This is a genomic window from Pseudorhodoferax aquiterrae (assembly GCF_014652235.1).
Classification (GTDB): domain Bacteria; phylum Pseudomonadota; class Gammaproteobacteria; order Burkholderiales; family Burkholderiaceae_C; genus Pseudorhodoferax; species Pseudorhodoferax aquiterrae.
This window is the reverse complement of record NZ_BMYK01000007.1, coordinates 103,782-122,223: the sequence shown is the minus strand read 5'-3', so window position 1 is coordinate 122,223 and position 18,442 is coordinate 103,782. Positions and strand designations below refer to the sequence as shown.

General features: G+C 69.9%; 22 protein-coding genes. 14 read left to right on the top strand and 8 right to left on the bottom strand.

The features are described 5' to 3' along the window. Positions 1-107: 107 nt before the first annotated feature. The 13 genes from IE209_RS14035 to IE209_RS13975 all read left to right on the top strand — a co-directional run bounded on the left by IE209_RS14035 (position 108) and on the right by IE209_RS13975 (position 9,812). Positions 108-1,112 (top strand): ligase-associated DNA damage response exonuclease, encoded by a 1,005-nt coding sequence (locus IE209_RS14035; protein ID WP_189687576.1) that lies wholly within the window; start codon positions 108-110, stop codon positions 1,110-1,112. Next, positions 1,109-2,860, top strand: a complete 1,752-nt coding sequence (locus IE209_RS14030) for an ATP-dependent DNA ligase (protein ID WP_189687575.1) — start codon at positions 1,109-1,111, stop codon at positions 2,858-2,860. Before IE209_RS14035 ends, IE209_RS14030 begins: the two co-directional genes overlap by 4 nt. Positions 2,861-2,875: 15 nt before the next feature. After that, positions 2,876-3,607, top strand: a complete 732-nt coding sequence (gene folE / locus IE209_RS14025) for a GTP cyclohydrolase I (protein ID WP_189687696.1) — start codon at positions 2,876-2,878, stop codon at positions 3,605-3,607. Between the two features lie 9 nt (positions 3,608-3,616). Beyond that, positions 3,617-4,039 carry a BLUF domain-containing protein gene (locus IE209_RS14020; protein WP_145546902.1) on the top strand — a complete coding sequence of 141 codons (423 nt, stop codon included), beginning with the start codon at positions 3,617-3,619 and terminating at the stop codon, positions 4,037-4,039. 133 nt (positions 4,040-4,172) lie between these two features. Beyond that, complete coding sequence (locus IE209_RS14015; RefSeq protein ID WP_189687574.1) at positions 4,173-4,547, top strand: response regulator; 375 nt, start codon at positions 4,173-4,175, stop codon at positions 4,545-4,547. A gap of 59 nt (positions 4,548-4,606) precedes the next feature. Continuing rightward, on the top strand, positions 4,607-5,947 hold the full coding sequence (locus IE209_RS14010) for a CHASE3 domain-containing protein (protein WP_189687695.1): 1,341 nt from the start codon (positions 4,607-4,609) through the stop codon (positions 5,945-5,947). A gap of 159 nt (positions 5,948-6,106) precedes the next feature. After that, a complete protein-coding gene (locus IE209_RS14005; protein WP_114470432.1) occupies positions 6,107-6,271 on the top strand; it encodes a DUF1328 domain-containing protein in 165 nt (54 codons plus the stop codon). Positions 6,272-6,356: 85 nt separating this feature from the next. Further along, positions 6,357-6,782 (top strand): hypothetical protein, encoded by a 426-nt coding sequence (locus IE209_RS14000; RefSeq protein WP_229882842.1) that lies wholly within the window; start codon positions 6,357-6,359, stop codon positions 6,780-6,782. Between the two features lie 40 nt (positions 6,783-6,822). Next, positions 6,823-7,209 (top strand): phage holin family protein, encoded by a 387-nt coding sequence (locus IE209_RS13995; protein ID WP_189687573.1) that lies wholly within the window; start codon positions 6,823-6,825, stop codon positions 7,207-7,209. Then, a complete protein-coding gene (locus IE209_RS13990; RefSeq protein WP_189687572.1) occupies positions 7,196-7,678 on the top strand; it encodes a hypothetical protein in 483 nt (160 codons plus the stop codon). Before IE209_RS13995 ends, IE209_RS13990 begins: the two co-directional genes overlap by 14 nt. A 71-nt stretch (positions 7,679-7,749) precedes the next feature. Next, positions 7,750-8,067 (top strand): BON domain-containing protein, encoded by a 318-nt coding sequence (locus IE209_RS13985; protein ID WP_189687571.1) that lies wholly within the window; start codon positions 7,750-7,752, stop codon positions 8,065-8,067. A gap of 83 nt (positions 8,068-8,150) precedes the next feature. Then, on the top strand, positions 8,151-9,290 hold the full coding sequence (locus tag IE209_RS13980) for a zinc-binding metallopeptidase family protein (protein WP_189687570.1): 1,140 nt from the start codon (positions 8,151-8,153) through the stop codon (positions 9,288-9,290). Between the two features lie 33 nt (positions 9,291-9,323). After that, positions 9,324-9,812: a cyclic nucleotide-binding domain-containing protein gene (locus IE209_RS13975; RefSeq protein ID WP_189687569.1), complete on the top strand. Its 489-nt coding sequence runs from the start codon at positions 9,324-9,326 to the stop codon at positions 9,810-9,812. Here the strand turns inward: IE209_RS13975 and IE209_RS13970 are convergent. The 3 genes from IE209_RS13970 to IE209_RS13960 form a co-directional block, all read right to left on the bottom strand. Further along, positions 9,806-10,543 carry a metallophosphoesterase family protein gene (locus tag IE209_RS13970; protein ID WP_189687568.1) on the bottom strand — a complete coding sequence of 246 codons (738 nt, stop codon included), beginning with the start codon at positions 10,541-10,543 and terminating at the stop codon, positions 9,806-9,808. The genes IE209_RS13975 and IE209_RS13970 overlap by 7 nt on opposite strands. 84 nt (positions 10,544-10,627) lie before the next feature. Continuing rightward, a complete protein-coding gene (locus IE209_RS13965; protein ID WP_189687567.1) occupies positions 10,628-11,044 on the bottom strand; it encodes a BON domain-containing protein in 417 nt (138 codons plus the stop codon). 15 nt (positions 11,045-11,059) lie between these two features. Continuing rightward, the gene (locus IE209_RS13960; protein WP_189687566.1) at positions 11,060-11,257 is read right to left on the bottom strand and encodes a CsbD family protein; all 198 of its coding nucleotides are present in this window, start codon (positions 11,255-11,257) and stop codon (positions 11,060-11,062) included. A 190-nt stretch (positions 11,258-11,447) separates the two neighbouring features. Here IE209_RS13960 and IE209_RS13955 point away from each other — a divergent pair, with 190 nt between their 5' ends. After that, a complete protein-coding gene (locus tag IE209_RS13955) occupies positions 11,448-12,317 on the top strand; it encodes an LOG family protein (protein ID WP_189687565.1) in 870 nt (289 codons plus the stop codon). On the opposite strand, the gene IE209_RS13950 is transcribed toward IE209_RS13955, so the two are convergent. The 5 genes from IE209_RS13950 to pncB are packed head-to-tail and all read right to left on the bottom strand — an operon-like array spanning position 12,305 to position 18,419. After that, positions 12,305-13,489, bottom strand: a complete 1,185-nt coding sequence (locus tag IE209_RS13950; RefSeq protein ID WP_189687564.1) for an MFS transporter — start codon at positions 13,487-13,489, stop codon at positions 12,305-12,307. The genes IE209_RS13955 and IE209_RS13950 overlap by 13 nt on opposite strands. Continuing rightward, a complete protein-coding gene (locus tag IE209_RS13945) occupies positions 13,486-14,823 on the bottom strand; it encodes a DNA recombination protein RmuC (protein ID WP_189687563.1) in 1,338 nt (445 codons plus the stop codon). Before IE209_RS13945 ends, IE209_RS13950 begins: the two co-directional genes overlap by 4 nt. Next, positions 14,816-15,799: a 2-hydroxyacid dehydrogenase gene (locus IE209_RS13940; RefSeq protein ID WP_189687562.1), complete on the bottom strand. Its 984-nt coding sequence runs from the start codon at positions 15,797-15,799 to the stop codon at positions 14,816-14,818. Before IE209_RS13940 ends, IE209_RS13945 begins: the two co-directional genes overlap by 8 nt. 14 nt (positions 15,800-15,813) lie before the next feature. Next, on the bottom strand, positions 15,814-17,226 hold the full coding sequence (locus IE209_RS13935; RefSeq protein WP_189687561.1) for a sodium:proton antiporter: 1,413 nt from the start codon (positions 17,224-17,226) through the stop codon (positions 15,814-15,816). Beyond that, a complete protein-coding gene (pncB, locus tag IE209_RS13930; RefSeq protein ID WP_189687560.1) occupies positions 17,223-18,419 on the bottom strand; it encodes a nicotinate phosphoribosyltransferase in 1,197 nt (398 codons plus the stop codon). The genes IE209_RS13935 and pncB overlap by 4 nt, the downstream gene beginning before the upstream one ends. Positions 18,420-18,442: the final 23 nt, after the last annotated feature.

Below are 18,442 nucleotides of genomic sequence, written 5' to 3'. Positions count from 1 at the left end.
CCGGGGAACGGGAAGATGGCTGCCAATGGTGCGGGGCGGCGGCCGACGCGACCATTGCGTTCGGGCCGTTCTCTGTCGCAGACCGGCCAGCCGCACAATGCCGCCCCATGAGCGAACTCGTGGTGCAGCGCCCCGAAGGACTTTACTGCCCACCCGGCGATTTCTACATCGATCCCTGGCGGCCGGTGGACCGGGCCGTGATCACCCATGCCCATGCCGACCACGCGCGCACCGGCCACGGCCACTACCTGGCGGCCGCGCCGGGCGAAGGCGTGTTGCGCCAGCGCCTGGGCCAGATCACGCTGCAGCCCCTGGCCTATGGCGAGCGCCTCGTGCACCAGGGCGTGGAGATCTCGCTGCACCCGGCCGGCCACGTGCTGGGCTCGGCCCAGGTGCGCCTGGCCCACGGCGGCCAGGTCTGGGTGGCCAGCGGCGACTACAAGGTCGCGCCGGATCCGACCTGCGCGCCCTTCGAACCGCAACGCTGCGACGTGTTCATCACCGAATCGACCTTCGGCCTGCCGATCTACCGCTGGCGCAGCGATGCCGAGCTGTTCGCCGAGATCGATGCCTGGTGGCAGACCAATGCGGAACTCGGCCGCGCCAGCCTGCTGGCCTGCTACAGCTTCGGCAAGGCCCAGCGCATCCTGGCGGGCGTGAACGCGGCCATCGGTCCCATCGTCGTGCACGGTGCCGTGGAGCCGCTGAACCAGGCCTACCGCGCGGCCGGCGTCGCCTTGCCCGCCACGCAGCTGGCGACCGAGGTGACGGACCGCACCCTGTTCAAGCGCGCGCTCGTGCTGTGCCCGCCCAGCGCGGCGGCGAGCACCTGGGCGCGCCGCTTCGGCGAGATCGGCACGGCCTTCGCGAGCGGCTGGATGCAGCTGCGCGGCGCGCGCCGGCGTGGCGGCTACGACCGCGGCTTCGTGCTCAGCGACCATGCCGACTGGCCCGGCCTGCACCGCGCCATCGGTGCCACCGGCGCGCAACGCGTGATCGTGACCCATGGCAGCATCCCGGTCATGGTGCGCTACCTGGCCGAGCAGGGCCTGCAGGCCGGCGCCTTCCAGACCGAATACGGCGACGAGGCACTGGAGACTGAGGCCGCATGAAGCTGTTCGCGCGCCTGTTCAGCGAGCTGGACGCCACCACCTCCACCAGCGCCAAGGTGCAGGCCATGCAGCGCTACTTCGCCCAGGCCCAGCCGGCCGACGCGGCCTGGGCCGTCTACTTCCTGGCCGGTGGCAAGCCGCGCCAGGTGGTGCGCACGGCCAGCCTGCGCGCGATCGCCTGCGAGATGGCCGGCATTCCCGACTGGCTGTTCGAGGAGAGCTACCAGGCGGTGGGCGATCTGGCCGAGACCATCGCCTACATCCTGCCATTGGACGGCGGCAGCAGTTCGCTGGGCCTGGCGGCCTGGATCGAGGAACGCCTGCTGCCGCTGCGCGGCCTGCCCGAGCCCGAGGTCGCGGCGCGCGTGCGCAGTTACTGGCAGGAGTTGGATCCGCAGGGCCGCTTCCTGCTCATCAAGCTCGTGGGCGGCAGCTTTCGCGTGGGCGTCAGCAAGCTGCTGGTGCAGCGCGCGCTGGCCGCGCACGCCGGCGTGGACGCCAAGCGCGTGGCCCAGCGCATGATGGGCTACACCGACACGCGCAGCATGCCCACGCCCGAGCGCTTCGCGGCATTGACCCATGCGGCGCTGGACGAAGACAGCCCGCACGCGCCGGCCGACCCCGGCCAGCCCTACCCCTTCTTCCTGGCCCACCAGCTCGACACGCCGTTGGCCGGACTGCCCGAGCGCCTGGGCCCGGTGGACGACTGGCAGGTGGAATGGAAGTACGACGGCATCCGCGGCCAGATCGTCAAGCGCGCGGGCCAGGTCTGGCTCTGGTCGCGCGGCGAGGAACTCGTGACCGAGCGTTTCCCCGAAATCGTGGCCGCCGCGCAGGCCCTGCCCGACGGCACGGTGCTGGACGGCGAAATCCTGGTCTGGCCGGCCGGGGCCGAGCAGCCCGCGCCCTTCGCCTTGCTGCAGCAGCGCATCGCGCGCAAGACGCTGCCGCGCAAGCTGCTGGCCGACGCGCCCGTGGCCTTCGTCGCCTACGACCTGCTGGAACTGGCGGGCCAGGAGCTGCGCGCCCGGCCCCAATCGACGCGCCGCGCCGAACTGGAGTGGTTGCTGGCCGGCCATCCCGGGCTGCGCCTGTCGCCGCTGGTCGCAGGTGCCGACTGGCCGGCCCTCGCGGCCGCGCGCGCCACATCGCGCGAGCGCGGCGTGGAAGGCCTCATGCTCAAACGCCGCGACGCCGCCTACGGCACCGGCCGCACCAAACAGGACGGCCTGTGGTGGAAATGGAAGATCGATCCCATGGCCGTGGACGCCGTGCTGGTCTACGCCCAGGCCGGCCACGGCCGGCGCGCCTCGGTCTACACCGACTACACCTTCGCGGTCTGGAACCGCGCACCGCAGGACGCGGCCGAGGCCCAGGCCGTGATCGACGCGATCGCGCGCAAGGAGCCGGCCCAGCCTGGCGCACTGCAGCTGGTCGCCTTCGCCAAGGCCTACTCGGGCCTGACCGACGCCGAATTCCGCCGCGTGGACGCCATCATCCGCAGGAACACGCTGGAGAAGTTCGGCCCCGTGCGCAGCGTCGTGCCCTCGCTGGTGTTCGAGCTCGGTTTCGAGGGCATCGCACGCAGCCCGCGCCACAAGAGCGGCATCGCGGTGCGCTTTCCGCGCATGCTGCGCATCCGCGACGACAAGCCCCTGCACGAGGCCGGCACGCTGGGCGAACTCGAGGACCTTCTCCACGCCACGGCACCCGCGCCGCAGACCACGCCCGAAAAGGCGCTGGGTTAATATCCCGCGATGCTCATGCACCCGCCAGGCGCAGCAGCGCTGTCCCCCTCCTCCGCCGACGACGAAGGCACGCCCGTCTCGGTCAAGATCCGCGAACGCCTGAACGCGGCCAAGAAGCGCTTCAACGCCAACGACAACATCGCCGACTTCATCGAGCCCGGCGAGCTCGAGCAGCTGCTCGACGAGGTTACGCAGAAGATGGAGGGCGTGCTCTCCAGCATGGTCATCGACACCGAGCGCGACCACAACACCGACAACACCGCGCGCCGCGTGGCCAAGATGTATGTCAACGAGGTGTTCCGTGGCCGCTACGTCAAGGCGCCCAGCATCACCGAATTCCCCAACGCCGAGCATCTGAACGAGCTCATGATCGTGGGCCCGATCACGGTGCGCAGTGCCTGCTCGCACCACTTCTGCCCCGTCATCGGCCGCGTCTGGATCGGCGTGATGCCCAACGAGCACACCAACGTGATCGGCCTGTCCAAGTACGCACGGCTGGCCGAGTGGATCATGGGCCGCCCGCAGATCCAGGAGGAGGCCGTGGTGCAGCTGGCCGACCTGATCATGGACAAGACCCAGCCCGACGGTCTGGCCATCGTGATGGAAGCCAGCCACTACTGCATGGCCTGGCGTGGCGTGAAGGACATGGACAGCAAGATGATCAACTCCGTCATGCGCGGCGTGTTCCTCAAGGACCCGAACCTGCGCCGCGAATTCCTCGCGCTGATCCCCCAACGCAAGTCCTGAAGGCCGCCCATGCTCGTCCGTCTGCTCTACGCCAGCCGCGCCGTGGACACCAGCCCCGGCGCCATCGAGGCCATCCTGACCCAGGCCCGCGAACACAATCCCAGCTGCGGCATCACCGGCATCCTGTGCTACGGCGGCGGCATCTTCCTGCAGGCCATCGAAGGCGGCCGCATGGCCGTGAGCGAACTCTTCGGCCACATCCAGAAGGACCCGCGCCACCAGGACGTGGCGCTGCTGCACTTCGAGGAAATCACCGAGCGGCGCTTCGGCGGGTGGACCATGGGCCAGGTCAACCTGAACCGGCTCAACCACTCCATCCTGCTCAAGTACTCCGAGAAGGCCGAGCTCGACCCGTACGCGGTGTCGGGCAGGGTCTCGCTGGCCTTGCTCGAGGAGCTCATGGCCACCGCCTCCATCATCGGGCGGGTGTGAGGAGGCCGGGTGTATACCCGGAGGACGGAGCCGCCGATGTGTAGGCAAGCTCCTACGTGTCTGCCAAGGGCAGGCTGGCACAATCTTTCGAGCGCGGGTGAAACCCCTTCCCGCGGCCAGAACTCCAACCGCCGTGCCGCTCAGAACCTACATCGTCGAAGACAACGCCACCATCCGCGAGAACCTCGTCGCGACCCTGGAGGAACTGGCGAACATCCAGGCGGTGGGCAGCGCCGAGACCGAGAACGAGGGCAAGGCCTGGCTCACCGAAAATGGCCCGCAATGGGATCTCGCCATCATCGACCTGTTCCTCAAGCAGGGCAGCGGCCTGGGCATCCTGCACGCCTGCAAGGACCGGGCGCCGGGCCAAAAGCTCGTGGTGCTCTCCAACTACGCCACGCCCGACATCCGCAAGCGCTGCGCCCAGCTGGGCGTGGACGCGGTGTTCGACAAGTCCAACGAGATCGATGCACTGATCGATTTTTGCGTCGAGCATTCGCGCGCCTGAGCGCGGGAGGCTGACGCGTGCCGCGCTTCGCACGTCCGCGCTGGCTGTCCATTCCCACCATGGCCATCAGCCTGCCGCTGGCGATCCTCGCCGCGGCCGTGCTGATCGCGATCAACGAGACGGGCCACAGCCGCTCCATGGCCGCGCTGTCCAGCATGACGCAGGTGCAGCAAACGCGCAGCGGCGTCACCCAGCTCTTGCAGCACATGCTCGACGCCGAGACCGGCCAGCGCGGCTACCTGCTGACCGGCGATGCGCGCTACCTCGAGCCTTACGAAAGCGCCACCTCGGTCATCGCGCAGAACCTGGACGCGCTGCGCGGCCTGTACCTGCAGCACCCGCGCGAGCTGGAGCTGTTCGCCGAACTCTCGCGCAACGTGCAGCGCAAACTGGCCGAGATGGACGTCAGCGTGCGCCTGCGCAAGCAGGGCCACGAGGACGCCTGGAAGTTCGTGCTGAGCACCGACGTGGGCCAGGAGCACATGAACGCGATCCGCGAGCAGTCCGCACAGCTGCTGCAGGCCGCCATGCTGCGCCAGGCGGCGGGCGAGGCCCAGATCACGCAGGCGTTGCAGCTCTCGCGCATCGGCATCGCGCTGGTGGCCCTGGTCGGCCTGCTGGCCTTCTACATGTACCTGCGCCAGACCCGCCGGCTGCAGGCCGTGGACCAGCGTGTGCAGGAAGACCTGCAGCGCGAGCGCGACCTGCTGGGCCAGCAGGTCAAGGAACGCACGGCCAGCCTGGCCGAGCTGGCCACCCATCTGCAGGAGGTGCGCGAGCGCGAGCGCGGCCACCTCGCGCGCGAGCTGCACGACGAACTCGGCGCGCTGCTCACGGCCGCCAAGCTGGACGTGGCGCGGCTCAAGTCGCGCCTGGGCGCGGACTCGCCCGATGCCCAACAGCGCATCCAGCACCTGACCGACACGCTCAACAGCGGCATCGCCCTGAAGCGCCGCATCATCGAAGACCTGCGCCCTTCCTCGCTGACCAACCTCGGGCTGGTCACGTCGCTGGAGATCCTCGCGCGCGAGTTCGGCGAACGTTCCGTGCTGTCGGTCACCACCAATCTGGAGTCCGTCGATCTCGACGAGGCCGCGCAGCTCACCGTCTACCGGCTGGTGCAGGAGTCGCTGACCAACATCGGCAAGTACGCGCGTGCCCAGCAGGTGCATGTCAGCGTGCAGAACTACGGCAGCCATGTGACGGTGGAAGTCGAGGACGACGGCCAGGGTTTCGATACCGCGCGCACCATGCCGGCGGCCAGCCACGGCCTGGCCGGCATGCGGCACCGGGTGGAGGCCGCCGGGGGCCGGCTGGTCATCCATTCCACGCCGGGCCAGGGCACACGGGTTTCCGCCACGCTGCCGCTGCGCACTCCTGCAACGCGCGCAGACGGCTGAACGGCTCCAGGGCGCGCAGGTCGGCACCCTCCTACGCCGCCAGCGCACCGCAACCGACGGTGCGAGCCGCCAGCCGCTGATCAACGGTTCGCGCCCCACTCCGTACGCTTGCGACCAGACCACGACGATGGTCTGACCAACAGCCACAAGGAGTCCGTCATGCTGCACTACTCGGTCGTTTTCCTGGTGATCGCACTGATCGCAGCCGTCTTCGGCTTCGGCGGCATTGCCGCCGGTGCCGTGGAGATCGCCAAGATCCTGTTCTTCATCTTCGCCATCATGGCCATCGTGGGCTTCGTCGTGAGCATGGTGCGGCGCAACTGAGCGCCGCCAGCGGCCGGCGCCGCCCAGCCCGCGCACCCAAGCGCGCCGGTCCCCTCGCCTTCCAACGAACACAAAGGAACCTGTCATGAACCTCCGCACGCACAACGGCCTGGCCCGCGACGCCGACCAGATGACCCGCCACCTCTCCGACCGCGTGCTGCAGTCGGCCCACGAAGCGGTCGAATCCACGCGCGACCTGGCCCAGCACGCGCTGGACGGAGCCGACAGCGCCATCCGCAAGGCGCGTGGCCGCGTCGAACCGGCGCTCGAGGACATCGCCAGCAACGCCCAGAAGCTCGCCCACCGCAGCCTGGACCTGGCCTCGCAGAGCGGCGCGCGCGCCCAGCAGGCACTGCGCCAGTACGCTGCGGTGACCGAGCGCTACGTCGCCGACCAGCCCGTGCGCGCCATCCTGATCGCCGCCGCGGCCGGCGCCGTGATCGCTGCGCTGGCCATGGTCAGCGCGAACAGCGCGCGCAAGCGGCGCGAGCACCGCAACCGCAGCTACTGAGCCGCACTTCGCCATCCCCACGCTCCAACCCACCACGATGATGCTGCACCCGATCTTTTCCACCGTGGTCTCGCGGCCCGACCTCGTGGTCGACCACCTGTCGGCCTACGTGGCGCTGGCCAGCGAAGAGGCGGCAGCGACAGGCCGCGATCTCAAACTGCGCGCCGTGGCGCTGGCCGTGGCGGGCGTCTTCGGACTGATGTTCGTGCTGCTGGCCGGTGTGGCCGCCATGCTGGGCCTGCTGCACGGACAGTTCCACTGGGGACTGGCGGCCGTGCCCGGCATCGCCCTGCTGATCACGCTGGGGGCCCTGCTGGCCAGCCGGCGCCCGTCGCCGGGCGAGCGCTTCGCGGAGTTGCGCCGGCAAATGGCCGCCGACATCGGCCTGTTGCGCACTGCAGGAGAAGGTGGCCATGGACACCATTGAACTGGCCAGCGAGCCCACGCCGCGCGAGCGGCTCGAGATCACCCGCAACGCGCTGGCGCGCCAGCTTGCGCGTCGCCGCCGTCCCGGCCTGCCGGCCGAGGATCCGGCGCTGGCGCAGCAAGGCATGCTGCCGCGCATGCGCCGCGCGGCCCGGGTCTGGTGGCACTCGCATCCGATCCACAACGCGGTGGACTTCGCGCGCCCTGCCTTGCAGGACTATGCCGAAGACAAGCCCTACCGACTGGTCGGCATGGCGGCAGGCGCCGGTGCTGCACTGGCGCTGCTGCGCGTATGGCACCTGTTGCCGCTGACCGGCGTGGCGTTCGCGCTCATGAAATCGTCCGACCTGAAGGCCACGGCGCGTTCCTTCGTCGCCGCGCCACCAGGCGCGGACACCGATCCTCGCGAGGAGGAAACCCCACGCACGACCGCAGCGGTGGCCACTGGCCAGCGCGCGGGAGCGACGTGAAACCGGCGCCAGGTCTCGTGCAACCTGTCGCTGCCACCGTTCCGCACCACAACAAACCACAGGAGCCATCCATGCGCACCTTCCGCCCCGTCACCCTCGTCCTCGTTGCCGCGCTGAGCGTGGCCACCATCACCGGTTGCGCCGTCGTGCGCGACCAGCAGACCATGGGCGCCTACGTCGACGACGCCGCCATCACCACCGCGGTGAAGGCCAAGTTCGTGGAAGACAAGACCGTGGACGCCGGCGCCATCAACGTGCAGACGCTGAACGGCACCGTGAACCTGTCCGGCTTCGCCAAGTCCGGTGCGGAGCGGGCCCAGGCCGAGCGCCTCGCGCGCGAGGTCAAGGGCGTGCGCGAGGTGCGCAACACGCTGGCCGTGCGGCCCTGAGCCACATTCCGCCCACCCCGGGCTGAACGGGCGCGCGCCAAGGGTGCGCGCCCGTTTTCGCGCGACGGCCAACAAGGCACTCCATGCAGATCTTCAGTTGCGACCATTGCGGTCACCCCGTGTTCTTCGAGAACGTGCAATGCCTGCAGTGCGGCAGCGCGCTGGCTTTCGTGCCCGAGCGCATGGCCGTCACGGCCATCGAGCCAGTGCCCGATGCCGCGCCGACCGACCCGCAGACGCCACCCGCGGAGCCCCTGTGGCAACCGCGCGGCGCCGGCGAGGGCGCGGCGCAGCGCTACCGCCTGTGCCAGAACCAGACGCGCTACCAGGCCTGCAACTTCACGGTGGCCGCCGACGACCCCAACCCGCTGTGCATGTCCTGCCGGCAGACGCGCATCCTGCCCGACCTGTCGGTGCCGGAGAACGTGCCGCGCTGGATCCGCATCGAGACGGCCAAGCGGCGCCTGCTCTACACCCTGCTGCGCCTGGGCCTGGCCGACCCGCAGGCCAAGGAAGGCCCGGTCTACCAGTTCATGGCCGACCTGCCCGGCCAGGCCCCGGTCATGACCGGCCACGCGGCCGGCGTCATCACGCTGAACGTGGCCGAGGCCGACGACGACGAGCGCGTGCGCCGCCGCGTGCAGCTGTTCGAACCCTACCGCACGCTGCTGGGCCACCTGCGCCACGAGTCGGGCCACTACTACTGGGACCAGCTGGTGCGCGACCATCCGCAGCGCCTGGCCGACTTCCGCGCGCTGTTCGGCGACGAGAGCCAGGACTACATGCAGGCCCTGCAGGCCCACTATGCGGCCGGCGACGGCCGGCCCGATTGGCGTCCCAGCTTCGTGAGCGCGTATGCGGCCGCCCACCCCTGGGAAGACTGGGCCGAGACCTGGGCCCACTACTTGCACATGGTGGACCTGCTGGAGACCGCGGCCTCCTACCGCACGCGCATCGTGCTGCCCAGTGCCGAGGGCGCGCAGCCGAGCCGACCGGCCGACCCGTTCCAGGACGGCCGCAGCAGCTTCGACGAATGGATCGCGCAATGGGTGCCGGTCACGCTGCTGCTCAACAGCCTGAACCGCAGCCTGGGCCAGGACGATGCCTACCCGTTCGCGCTCAGCGAGGAGGCGCTGCGCAAGCTGCGCTTCGTGCACGACGTGATCGCCCAGGCCGGCGCACCGGTTCCGTCCGATGCCCCGGCCGAGCCCACGCCGGCGTAGACCCCTGCGCGCGCGGGCCTCAGAATCGGGGCCATGCCCCACCCCTCTTCCCCGGCCAGCCCCTGGCCCGAGCGCGCGATTCCGGCCGGCACGGTTCTGATCCGGGAGGCCGAGCGCAGCGACCACCTCTACGTGCTGCGCCAGGGCGCATTCGACATCGTGCGCGCGGGCGTGCGCATCGTGCAGGTGCGCGAAGCCGGCGCCTTCCTGGGCGAGATCGCGCCGCTGCTGGATGCGCCGGCCAGCGCCAGCGTGGTCGCCGCCACCGACAGCCTGGTGCAGGTGATCCACCCCGCTGGCGCGGCGGTGCGCAGCGACCCTGCCCTCACCTTGGCCATCGCCCAACTGCTGGCGCGCCGGCTGCAGACCGTCACAGCCTACCTCGTCGACCTGCAGCAGCAGTACGCCAACATCGGCACGCACCTGGCGCTGATGGACCAGGTGCTGGCGCGCCTCATGGAGCAACAGCCCAGGCCGCCGCACGCGCCGGGCTCCGAGCGCGCCGACGTGCCCGACTACTGAAGCTGTTCCAGCGCCCGGGTTTCCACGCCGGCCAGCGAGACCCAGGTGGCGGTGCCGGCCGCGAGGTCGATCTCGATGCGCGCGGGCACATCGCCGATCTGCCGGCCTGCGTTGAACAGCCAGGTGCCGCCGATGCGCTCGGCCCAGGCGCCGCCGGCCTTGAATGGCGCTTCGTGGATGTGGCCGCAGAGCACGGCGCTGGGACGCAGGCGTGCGACCAGCTCGGGCAGCAGCGGATCGCCGTAGTGGCGCCGGCCGGTCCAGCTGAGGCCGCCCTCGGGCGGGGCGTGGTAGACCCAGACCCAGCGGCCTTGCGCGGTCTCGCCACGGCGCAGCGCGGCGGCGTCCAGCTGCCGGCGCACTGCGTCCTGCGCATGCGGGCCATCCCACCATGGACAGACCGTGAACAGCGTGCCGCCGATGCAGACGCTGTCACCGTCGACCGCCAGCCGCGGGCTGCGCAGGCCGTCGAGCCAGTCGGCCGTCTTCTCGCCCGCGGCATTGCGGCTGTTGAGGTCGTGGTTGCCCGAGCAGGCCAGCACCGGCACCAGGGCGGACAGCCGGGCCAGCGTGGTCGACAGCGCGGCGACCTGCACCTCGGCCGGCACGGCGGACACCACGTCCAGATGGTCGCCGGCCACCACCACCGCATCGAAGTCCGCCGCCCGCTGGAACAACCAGTCGTACTGGCGCAGCGTGTAGTGCAGGTCGGAGGTCAGCAGGATGCGCATCGCGCCCGACTTTAAGCGCCCATGCGGCGTGCGGCACAAAAAAAGAGCCGCTCGAAAGCGGCTCCGCGTGGGACGGGATGGCGATCAGCCCGCGCGCACTTCCAGGTTGTTGTTGACGCCAGCCACGCCATCTACGGCCTGGGCCAGGCTGGTCGCGCGGTCCTTGGCGGCGGCGGTCGGCGCCGGGCCGCTGAGCGTGACCACGCCGGACTTGGTATCGACGTCGATCTTCATGGCCGAGAGGTCCGGGTCCTTGGCCAGGCTGGCGTTGACCGAGGCCGTGATGGCCGCGTCGTCCACCCTGCGCTCGACCTTCTGCGCCATGTTGCCGGCAGCGTCGGCGGTGCGCTCAGTGGCCGAGTCCACACGCTGGCCCACGGTGGGTTCGCTCGGCTGGGTGCCGGCAGTGTCCACGCGCTCGCCACAGGCCACGAGGCCCAGGGTCAGCGCACTGGCAGCCAGCAGGCCGGCTGCACGCAGGGGAAGTTGCTTGGTCTTCATGCTGTGCTCCTCAAATCAAAGCTTGTCCACGGCGTCCTTGGCCTTGTCCTTGGCGTGCTCGCGGGCATCGCCGAAGTTCTTCTCGGCCTTGCCCATGTTCTTTTGCACATTGCCTTCGGCTTGCAGGCTGGCATTGCCCACGGCCTTGCCCGCGACTTCCTTGACGGCGCCCTTGGCTTGTTCGACGCGGCCGGAAACTTGGTTCTTGTTCATGGTGAATGTCCTTTCCTGACAGGTTGGTGGATGGCCCGCGGCACTGCCGTCGTGGCCTGGGTCCATCATGGTCGGCCGGCGGGCCCGCGCCTGTCGGCACGAACCGATGCGGGCGTAGGACGCTGACGCCGCCCCAGGCCAGCCGGGAAACCCCCGAAAGCGCCATGCTTTGCCTGCAAAATGGCTGCAAATGGAAAACACCGACACCCTCGACAAGCGCAATGTGGACGTGGCCGCCGCCTGGGCCCAGTTGCAGGCCTCCTCGGACCAGGGCCAGCCGCTGCAGGCCGATGCCTACCGGCTGGCCTTCGCCGACCCGGAATTCCTGCTGCGCCGCGAAACGCGCGGCATCCGCTTCCAGCTGGAGATGCTCAAACCCGACCTGGAGCAGCAGGCCCAGGGCATCGCCAACACCATCGTGGTGTTCGGCAGCGCGCGCTTCCCGGCGCCCGAGCAGGCCGAGCTGGAACTGGCGGCCGCCCGCAGCAGCGGCGACGCCCAGGCGCTGAAGCTGGCCGAACGCCGCATGCGCAATGCACGCTACTACGACCAGGCCCGCCGCTTCGCCGAGCTGGTCGCGCGCGACAGCGCCAGCCGCCCGGCCGCCGAACGCCTGGTGATCTGCACCGGCGGCGGCCCCGGCATCATGGAGGCGGCCAACCGCGGCGCGCACGATGCCGGCGCGGCCAACGTGGGCCTGAACATCGCGCTGCCGCACGAGCAGAGCGGCAACCGCTTCATCACGCCCAGCCTGTCGTTCAAGTTCCACTACTTTGCGCTGCGCAAGATGCATTTCATGATGCGCGCCAAGGCACTGGTGGCCTTCCCGGGCGGCTTCGGCACGCTGGACGAGCTGTTCGAGGTGCTCACGCTGGTGCAGACCGGCAAGGCCAAGGCCGTGCCCATCGTGCTGTTCGGCTCGGATTACTGGAAGCGGCTGCTGAACTTCGATGTGCTGATCGAGGAAGGCGCGATCTCGCCCGACGATCTCAAGCTGTTCAGCTACGTGGACCAGCCCGAGGACGCCTGGGCCGCGATCCAGGCCTTCTACGCCTTGTGATCGCCCGGGCCGATCTGTAGCCCGAGCACGGCGCGCCCGCCCAGCGCGAGCACGCCGCCCAAGATCCAGAACACGCCGCCGATGCCGATCAGCGCGCCGACCGTGCCGAACAGCATGGGCATGGCGACGCTGGAGGCGTTGATGGTCATGAGCCGCAGGCCCAGCGCCTCGCCCTGGCGGTGCGACGGCGTGATCTGGTGCAGCAGGCTCATGACCATGGGCTGCACGGCGCCCAGGGCCAGGCCCAGCACCACCGAGCAGGCGCCCATGGTCCAGGGCGAATGCAGCAGCGGATAGACCGCGAACACCGCCGCCGTGACCACGGTGGAGGTGAAGATCACATGGCGCTCGGCCACGCGCGCCGCGATCACGGGCAGCGCCACGCGCACGAGCGCGGCGGCGATGGCGAAGGCGCCCAGCAGCGTGCCGATCACGGCCGCGCTCAGGCCGCGCTCGTGGCCCAGCACCGGCAGCACGAAGGAATGCACGTCCCAGCTGGAGGACTGCAGCCAGTTGACGAAGAGCAGGCGACGGAACAGGGGTGCACGCAGCAGATCCCAGGCGCGCGTGGGCACGGCGCCTGCTGGCGGCGGGCTGGGCGGCTGCTCGGGGGCGCGGCGCACCAGCAGCCAGCTGGCCAGCGGCAGCAGCGCCAGCGCGAAGAAGCTCACGCGAAAGGCCAGCAGGTCCGCCGGCGTGCGCCCCGCATGGTCGATCAAGAGGCCGGCCGCGAAGGGCCCCAGGAAGTTGGCCGCGGCCGGCGCGATCGCCAGCCAGCTGAACATGCGCTTGAGCTCGCCGGTGTCGTGCGCCGAACGGCCGACATGGCGCTGCAGCGCGATCACCGTGGCGCCCGTGGCGCCGCCCGTCATCAGCGCGGCCACGCACATGGCGGCGAAGCTGGGCCACAGCAAAGCCAGCAGCACGCCCGCCGAGGCGGCCGTCGCGGACAGGGCCATCGGCCGCTTCAAGCCATGGCGGTCGGCGCAGCGGCCGGCCGGCAGTGCCAGGAACACCTGGGTCAGCGCGAACAGCGCGATCAGCACACCCACGGCGGCCGGGCTGTGGCCCTGTTGCAGCGCCAGCAAGGGGGTGGCCAGGCGCATGCCGGCCATGGTGGCGTGCAGACAGACCTGGGCTCCGATCAGGCGCAGCAGCTCGCGCCCCGTCATGGGCCGGCCTCGTCGTCCTCGGGCAGCAGCGCTTGCGTGCCGGGCAAGGCCTCCACATCGCGCAGGCGCCGCGTCAGCACGTTGCTGCGGGTCTGGGCCTTGTCCAGCGTGTTGAGCACGGTCTGGGTCTGGCGCCGCACGTCGGCCAGCACGCCGCCGAACTTCTGGAACTCGCTCTTGACGGCGCCCAGCACCTGCCAGACTTCGCTGCTGCGCTTTTCCAGCGCCAGCGTGCGAAAGCCCATCTGCAGCGCGTTGAGCATCGCGAGCAAGGTGGTGGGGCCGGCGATCGTGATGCGGTGCTCGCGCTGCAGCGCCTCGACCAGGCCGGGCCGGCGCAGCACCTCGGCGTACAGGCCTTCGGTGGGCAGGAACAGGATCGCGAAGTCGGTGGTGTGCGGCGGCTCCACGTACTTGTCGGCGATGGCGCGCGCCTCCAGCCGGATGCGGCCCTCGAGCGCGCGCGCGGCCTGCTCCACGGCCGGCGCGTCGGCGCGCTGCTGGGCCTCGAGCAGGCGCTCGTAGTCCTCGTTGGGGAACTTGGCATCGATCGGCAGCCAGACCGGCGCGCCGTCCTCGCCGCGGCCGGGCAGGCGCACGGCGAAGTCCACGGCGTTGCGCTGGCCCGGCCGGGTCGCCACCTGAGTCGCGTACTGGTCGGGCGCGAACACCTGTTCCAACAGCGCCGCCAGCTGCGCCTCGCCGAACATGCCGCGCGTCTTCACGTTGGCCAGCAGGTGCTTCAGGTCGCCCACGCCCTGGGCCAGGGTCTGCATCTCGCCCAGGCCCTTGTAGACCTGCTCGAGCCGCTCGGCGACCTGGCGGAAGCTCTCGCCCAGCCGCGTCTCCAGCGTGGTCTGCAGCTTCTCGTCCACGGTGCGGCGCATCTCGTCGAGCTTGGCGGCGTTGCCGGCCTGCAGCTGGGCCAGCTGCGTCTCCATGGTGCTACGCACCTCGGCCAGGCGCCGCGCATTGGATTCCGACAGGCCCAGCAGTTGCTGGGCCAGCGTGTCGGCCAGCGACTTCTGCAGCAGCGCGAGCTGCTGGGCCAGCGCGTCGATCTGGGCGTTCTGCGTGCGCGTGGCCTCCGCCCCCTGGGCCAGCAGCGTGCGCTGGAAGCTGGCCAGGGCCTGGGCACTTTCCTGGCGGCTGCCGCGTGCACCGTCGGCCAGCTCCTGGCGCAGGTTGCGCTCGGTGCGCTCGGTGTGGGCGCGCACGAGGTCGTCGAACTCGGCCGCGCGGGAGGTCGGACGGCTCAGCAGCACCACGAGCAGTACCACGTTCAGCGCTGCCAGGCCCAGCAGCAGCCAGGTGGCGAGCGCAAGTTCAGGCATTCAAGGCGGCGGCGTTCAAGGGCGTCAGGGGTTTGCCGTGCACGAGGTAGCCGATCAGGTTGTCGGCCGCGAGATTGGCCATGGCCAGGCGCGTGGGCCGGCTGGCGCTGGCGATGTGCGGCGTCAGCACCACGTTGGGCACGTTCAGGAGTTCGGGGTGCACCGAGGGCTCGCCCTCGAACACATCCAGCCCCGCGGCGGCGATGCGCTTGTCCCTGAGCGCCTGGGCCAGTGCCGCGTCGTCGACGATGCCGCCACGCGCGATGTTGACGAGCGTGGCCGTGGGCTTCATCTGCGCGAGCTCGGCCGCGCCGATGGCGTGGTGCGAGGCCGGCGAATACGGCAGCACCAGCACGAGGTGGTCGGCTTCGCGCAGCAGCTCCTGCTTGCCCACATAGCGGGCCTTGCACTCGGCCTCAAGTTCGGGCGACAGGCGCGAGCGGTTGTGGTAGATCACATTCATGCCGAAGCCGTGGGCGCCGCGTTTGGCGATGCCCTGGCCGATGCGGCCCATGCCCAGGATGCCCAGCGTGGCGCCGTGCACGTCGCTGCCGGCGAACAGGTCGTAGCTCCACTTGGTCCACTGGCCGGCGCGCAGGTAATGCTCGCTCTCGGCGACGCGCCGGGCCGCGGCCATCAGCAGCGCGAAGCCGAAGTCGGCCGTGGTCTCGGTCAGCACGTCGGGCGCGTTGGTGGCCAGCACGCCGCGCGCGCTCATCGCGTCCAGGTCGAAGTTGTTGTAGCCGACCGCCATGTTGGCGGCGATCTTCAGATCGGGGCAGCGCGCCAGCAGGGCCGCGTCGATGCGTTCGCTGGCCGTCGTGAACACGCCCTGCTTGCCGGCCAGGCGGGCCGCCAGCTCGTCGGCGCTCCAGCTCGCATCGTCCTGGTTGGCGCTGACCTCGAAATGTGCGGCCAGGCGCTCCAGCACTTCGGGGAACACGGCACGGGCGACGAGGACGGCGGGCTTGGACATGGACTGAAGACCTTTCAGACGAAGAACAGGAAGGTGAGCACGGCGAAGAGCGGCACCAGCACGGCGCAGGACCAGGCCATGTAGCCGAAGAAGCTGGGCATGGCCACGCCCCGCTCCTCGGCGATGGCCTTGACCATGAGGTTGGGCGCGTTGCCGATGTAGGAGTTGGCGCCCATGAACACGGCGCCGGCCGAAATGGCCGCCAAGGTGGGTGCCAGCGCGGTCATGAGCTGCTGCGGATCGCCACCGGCGGTGTTGAAGAACACCAGGTAGGTCGGCGCGTTGTCGAGGAAGGAACTGAGCAGCCCCGTGGCCCAGAAGTACATGGCGGGCAGCGGCTGGCCATCCGGGCCCGTGACCGCGCGCACCACCGCGCCGAACGGGCCCTCGGTGCCGGCGCGCAGCATGGCGATGACCGGGATGATCGTGAGGAAGATGCCGGCGAACAGCTTGGCCACCTCGACCATGGGCCCCCAGGAGAACTGGTTGTCGGCATGGACCTTGGCGGCTGTGAGCTTCAGCGAGAGCAGCGTCACGCCGACGAGGCCGATGTCGCGCACCAGCGATGGCAGCGGCACCGGCGTGCCGGCCACGTCGAACACCACGCCGGACTGCCACAGGCCGCTCATGAGCACGAGGCCCACGACCGCGAGCAGCAGCACGAAGTTGATGCCGCCGTCGAAGCCCAGCCGCGGCGTATCGGGCGTGGGATCGACGGGCAGCACGCCTTCGCGCCGGAAATACCAGCTGTCCAGCGCGTAGAAGAGCACCAGCGGGCAGGCCAGCATGAACGCCGTCTCGGGCAGGATGTTGCGCAGCGTCCAGAAGAACTCCACGCCTTTCAGGAAGCCCAGGAACAGCGGCGGATCGCCCAGCGGCGTCAGCGAGCCGCCGATGTTGGAGACGATGAAGATGAAGAACACCACCACATGGGCCTTGTGGCGCCGGTTGTCGTTGGCGCGCACCAGCGGGCGGATCAGCAGCATGGAGGCGCCCGTGGTACCCATGAAGCTCGCCAGCACGGCGCCGATGGCCAGGATGGCGGTGTTGAGCGCCGGGCTGCCGTGCAAGTTGCCACGGATGTAGATGCCGCCGGCCACCGCGAACAGCGCCGTCAGCAGCACGATGAAGGGGATGTACTCGGCCAGCAGCGCATGGACCAGGCTGGCACCGGCCAGGCTCGGTCCGAACACCCACACGAAGGGCACGAAGAAGGCCAGCGCCCAGGCCGCCGTGATCTTGCCGTAGTGGTGGTGCCAGATGCGCATGGCGAACAGCGGAAACAGCGCGATCGACAGCAGCACGCCGGCGAAGGGCAGGCCCCACCAGGCCGACAGTGCACGGCCGTCCAGTTCGGCGGCGTGGCCGGCCAGCGGCGCGACCAGGCCCAGCACGCATGCCAGCGTGCGCAATGCGCGGCCCGTCATGCCGCGGGCTGCTCGATCTCGAACACCTGGCGCAGGTAGGCCAGGTACTTCTCGTCGTCGCACATGTTCTTGGACGGCGTGTCCGACAGCTTGGCCACGGGCTGGCCGTTGCAGCGCACCATCTTGATGACGATCTGCAGCGGCACGTGGTCGGGCGGGTCGCCCAGGTCGTTCGTGAGGTTGGTGCCGATGCCGAAGGCCAGCTGGCAGCGGCCGCGAAAGCGCTGGTAGAGCTCGATGGTGCGCGGGACCGTGAGGCCGTCGCTGAAGATCAGCGTCTTGGTGTGCGGGTCCACGCGGTTGTGGCGGTAATGCTCGATCAGGCGCTCGCCCCAGGTGAAGGGGTCGCCGCTGTCGTGGCGGGCACCGTCGAACAGCTTGCAGAAGTACATGTCGAAGTCGCGCAGGAAGGCGTTCATGCCATACACGTCCGAGAGCGCGATGCCCAGGTCGCCCCGGTATTCCTTGGCCCAGGAGTCGAAGGCGAAGACCTGGCTGTCGCGCAGCCGCGGGCCCAGCGCCTGGCAGGCCTGCAGGTACTCGTGCGCCACGGTGCCCAGCGGTGTCATGCCGAGCTTCATGGCGTACAGCACGTTGCTGGTGCCGGCCAACTGGCCGTGCGGGCCGGTGCCCAGGCGCTCGGCCAGGCGCCGCAGCACCTCTTCGTGCCAGGTCTTGGAAAAGCGCCGGCGCGTGCCGTAGTCGGCGATCTTGAGATCCGCCAGGCCCTCGCCCTGCAGCTGGGCGATCTTGCGGTCCAGCCGTGCGCGGCCCTGCTCCAGCCGCGCGCTCGTCGCGGTGTTGCGGAAATAGACCTCGTTGACGATGGCCAGCACCGGGATCTCGAACAGGATGGTGTGCAGCCAGGGGCCGCGGATCGAGATCTCGATGTCGCCCGAGGCCAGCGGCTGCACCTCGATGTACTTCTCGTTGAGCTTGAACAGCCCCAGGAAGTCGACGAAGTCGCTCTTGATGAAGCGCAGCGAGCGCAGGTAGTTGAGTTCGGCGTCCTGGAAACGCAGCGTGCACAGGTGGCGGATCTCCTCGCGGATCTCGTTCACGTAGGGCGCCAGCGGCACGCTGTTGCGGCACTTGAAGCGGTACTCCACCTGGGCGCCCGGGAACTGGTGCAGCACCACCTGCATCATCGTGAACTTGTACAGGTCGGTGTCGAGAAGGCTGCTGAGGATCATGGTGGGCGGGCCGCGCGGGCTTG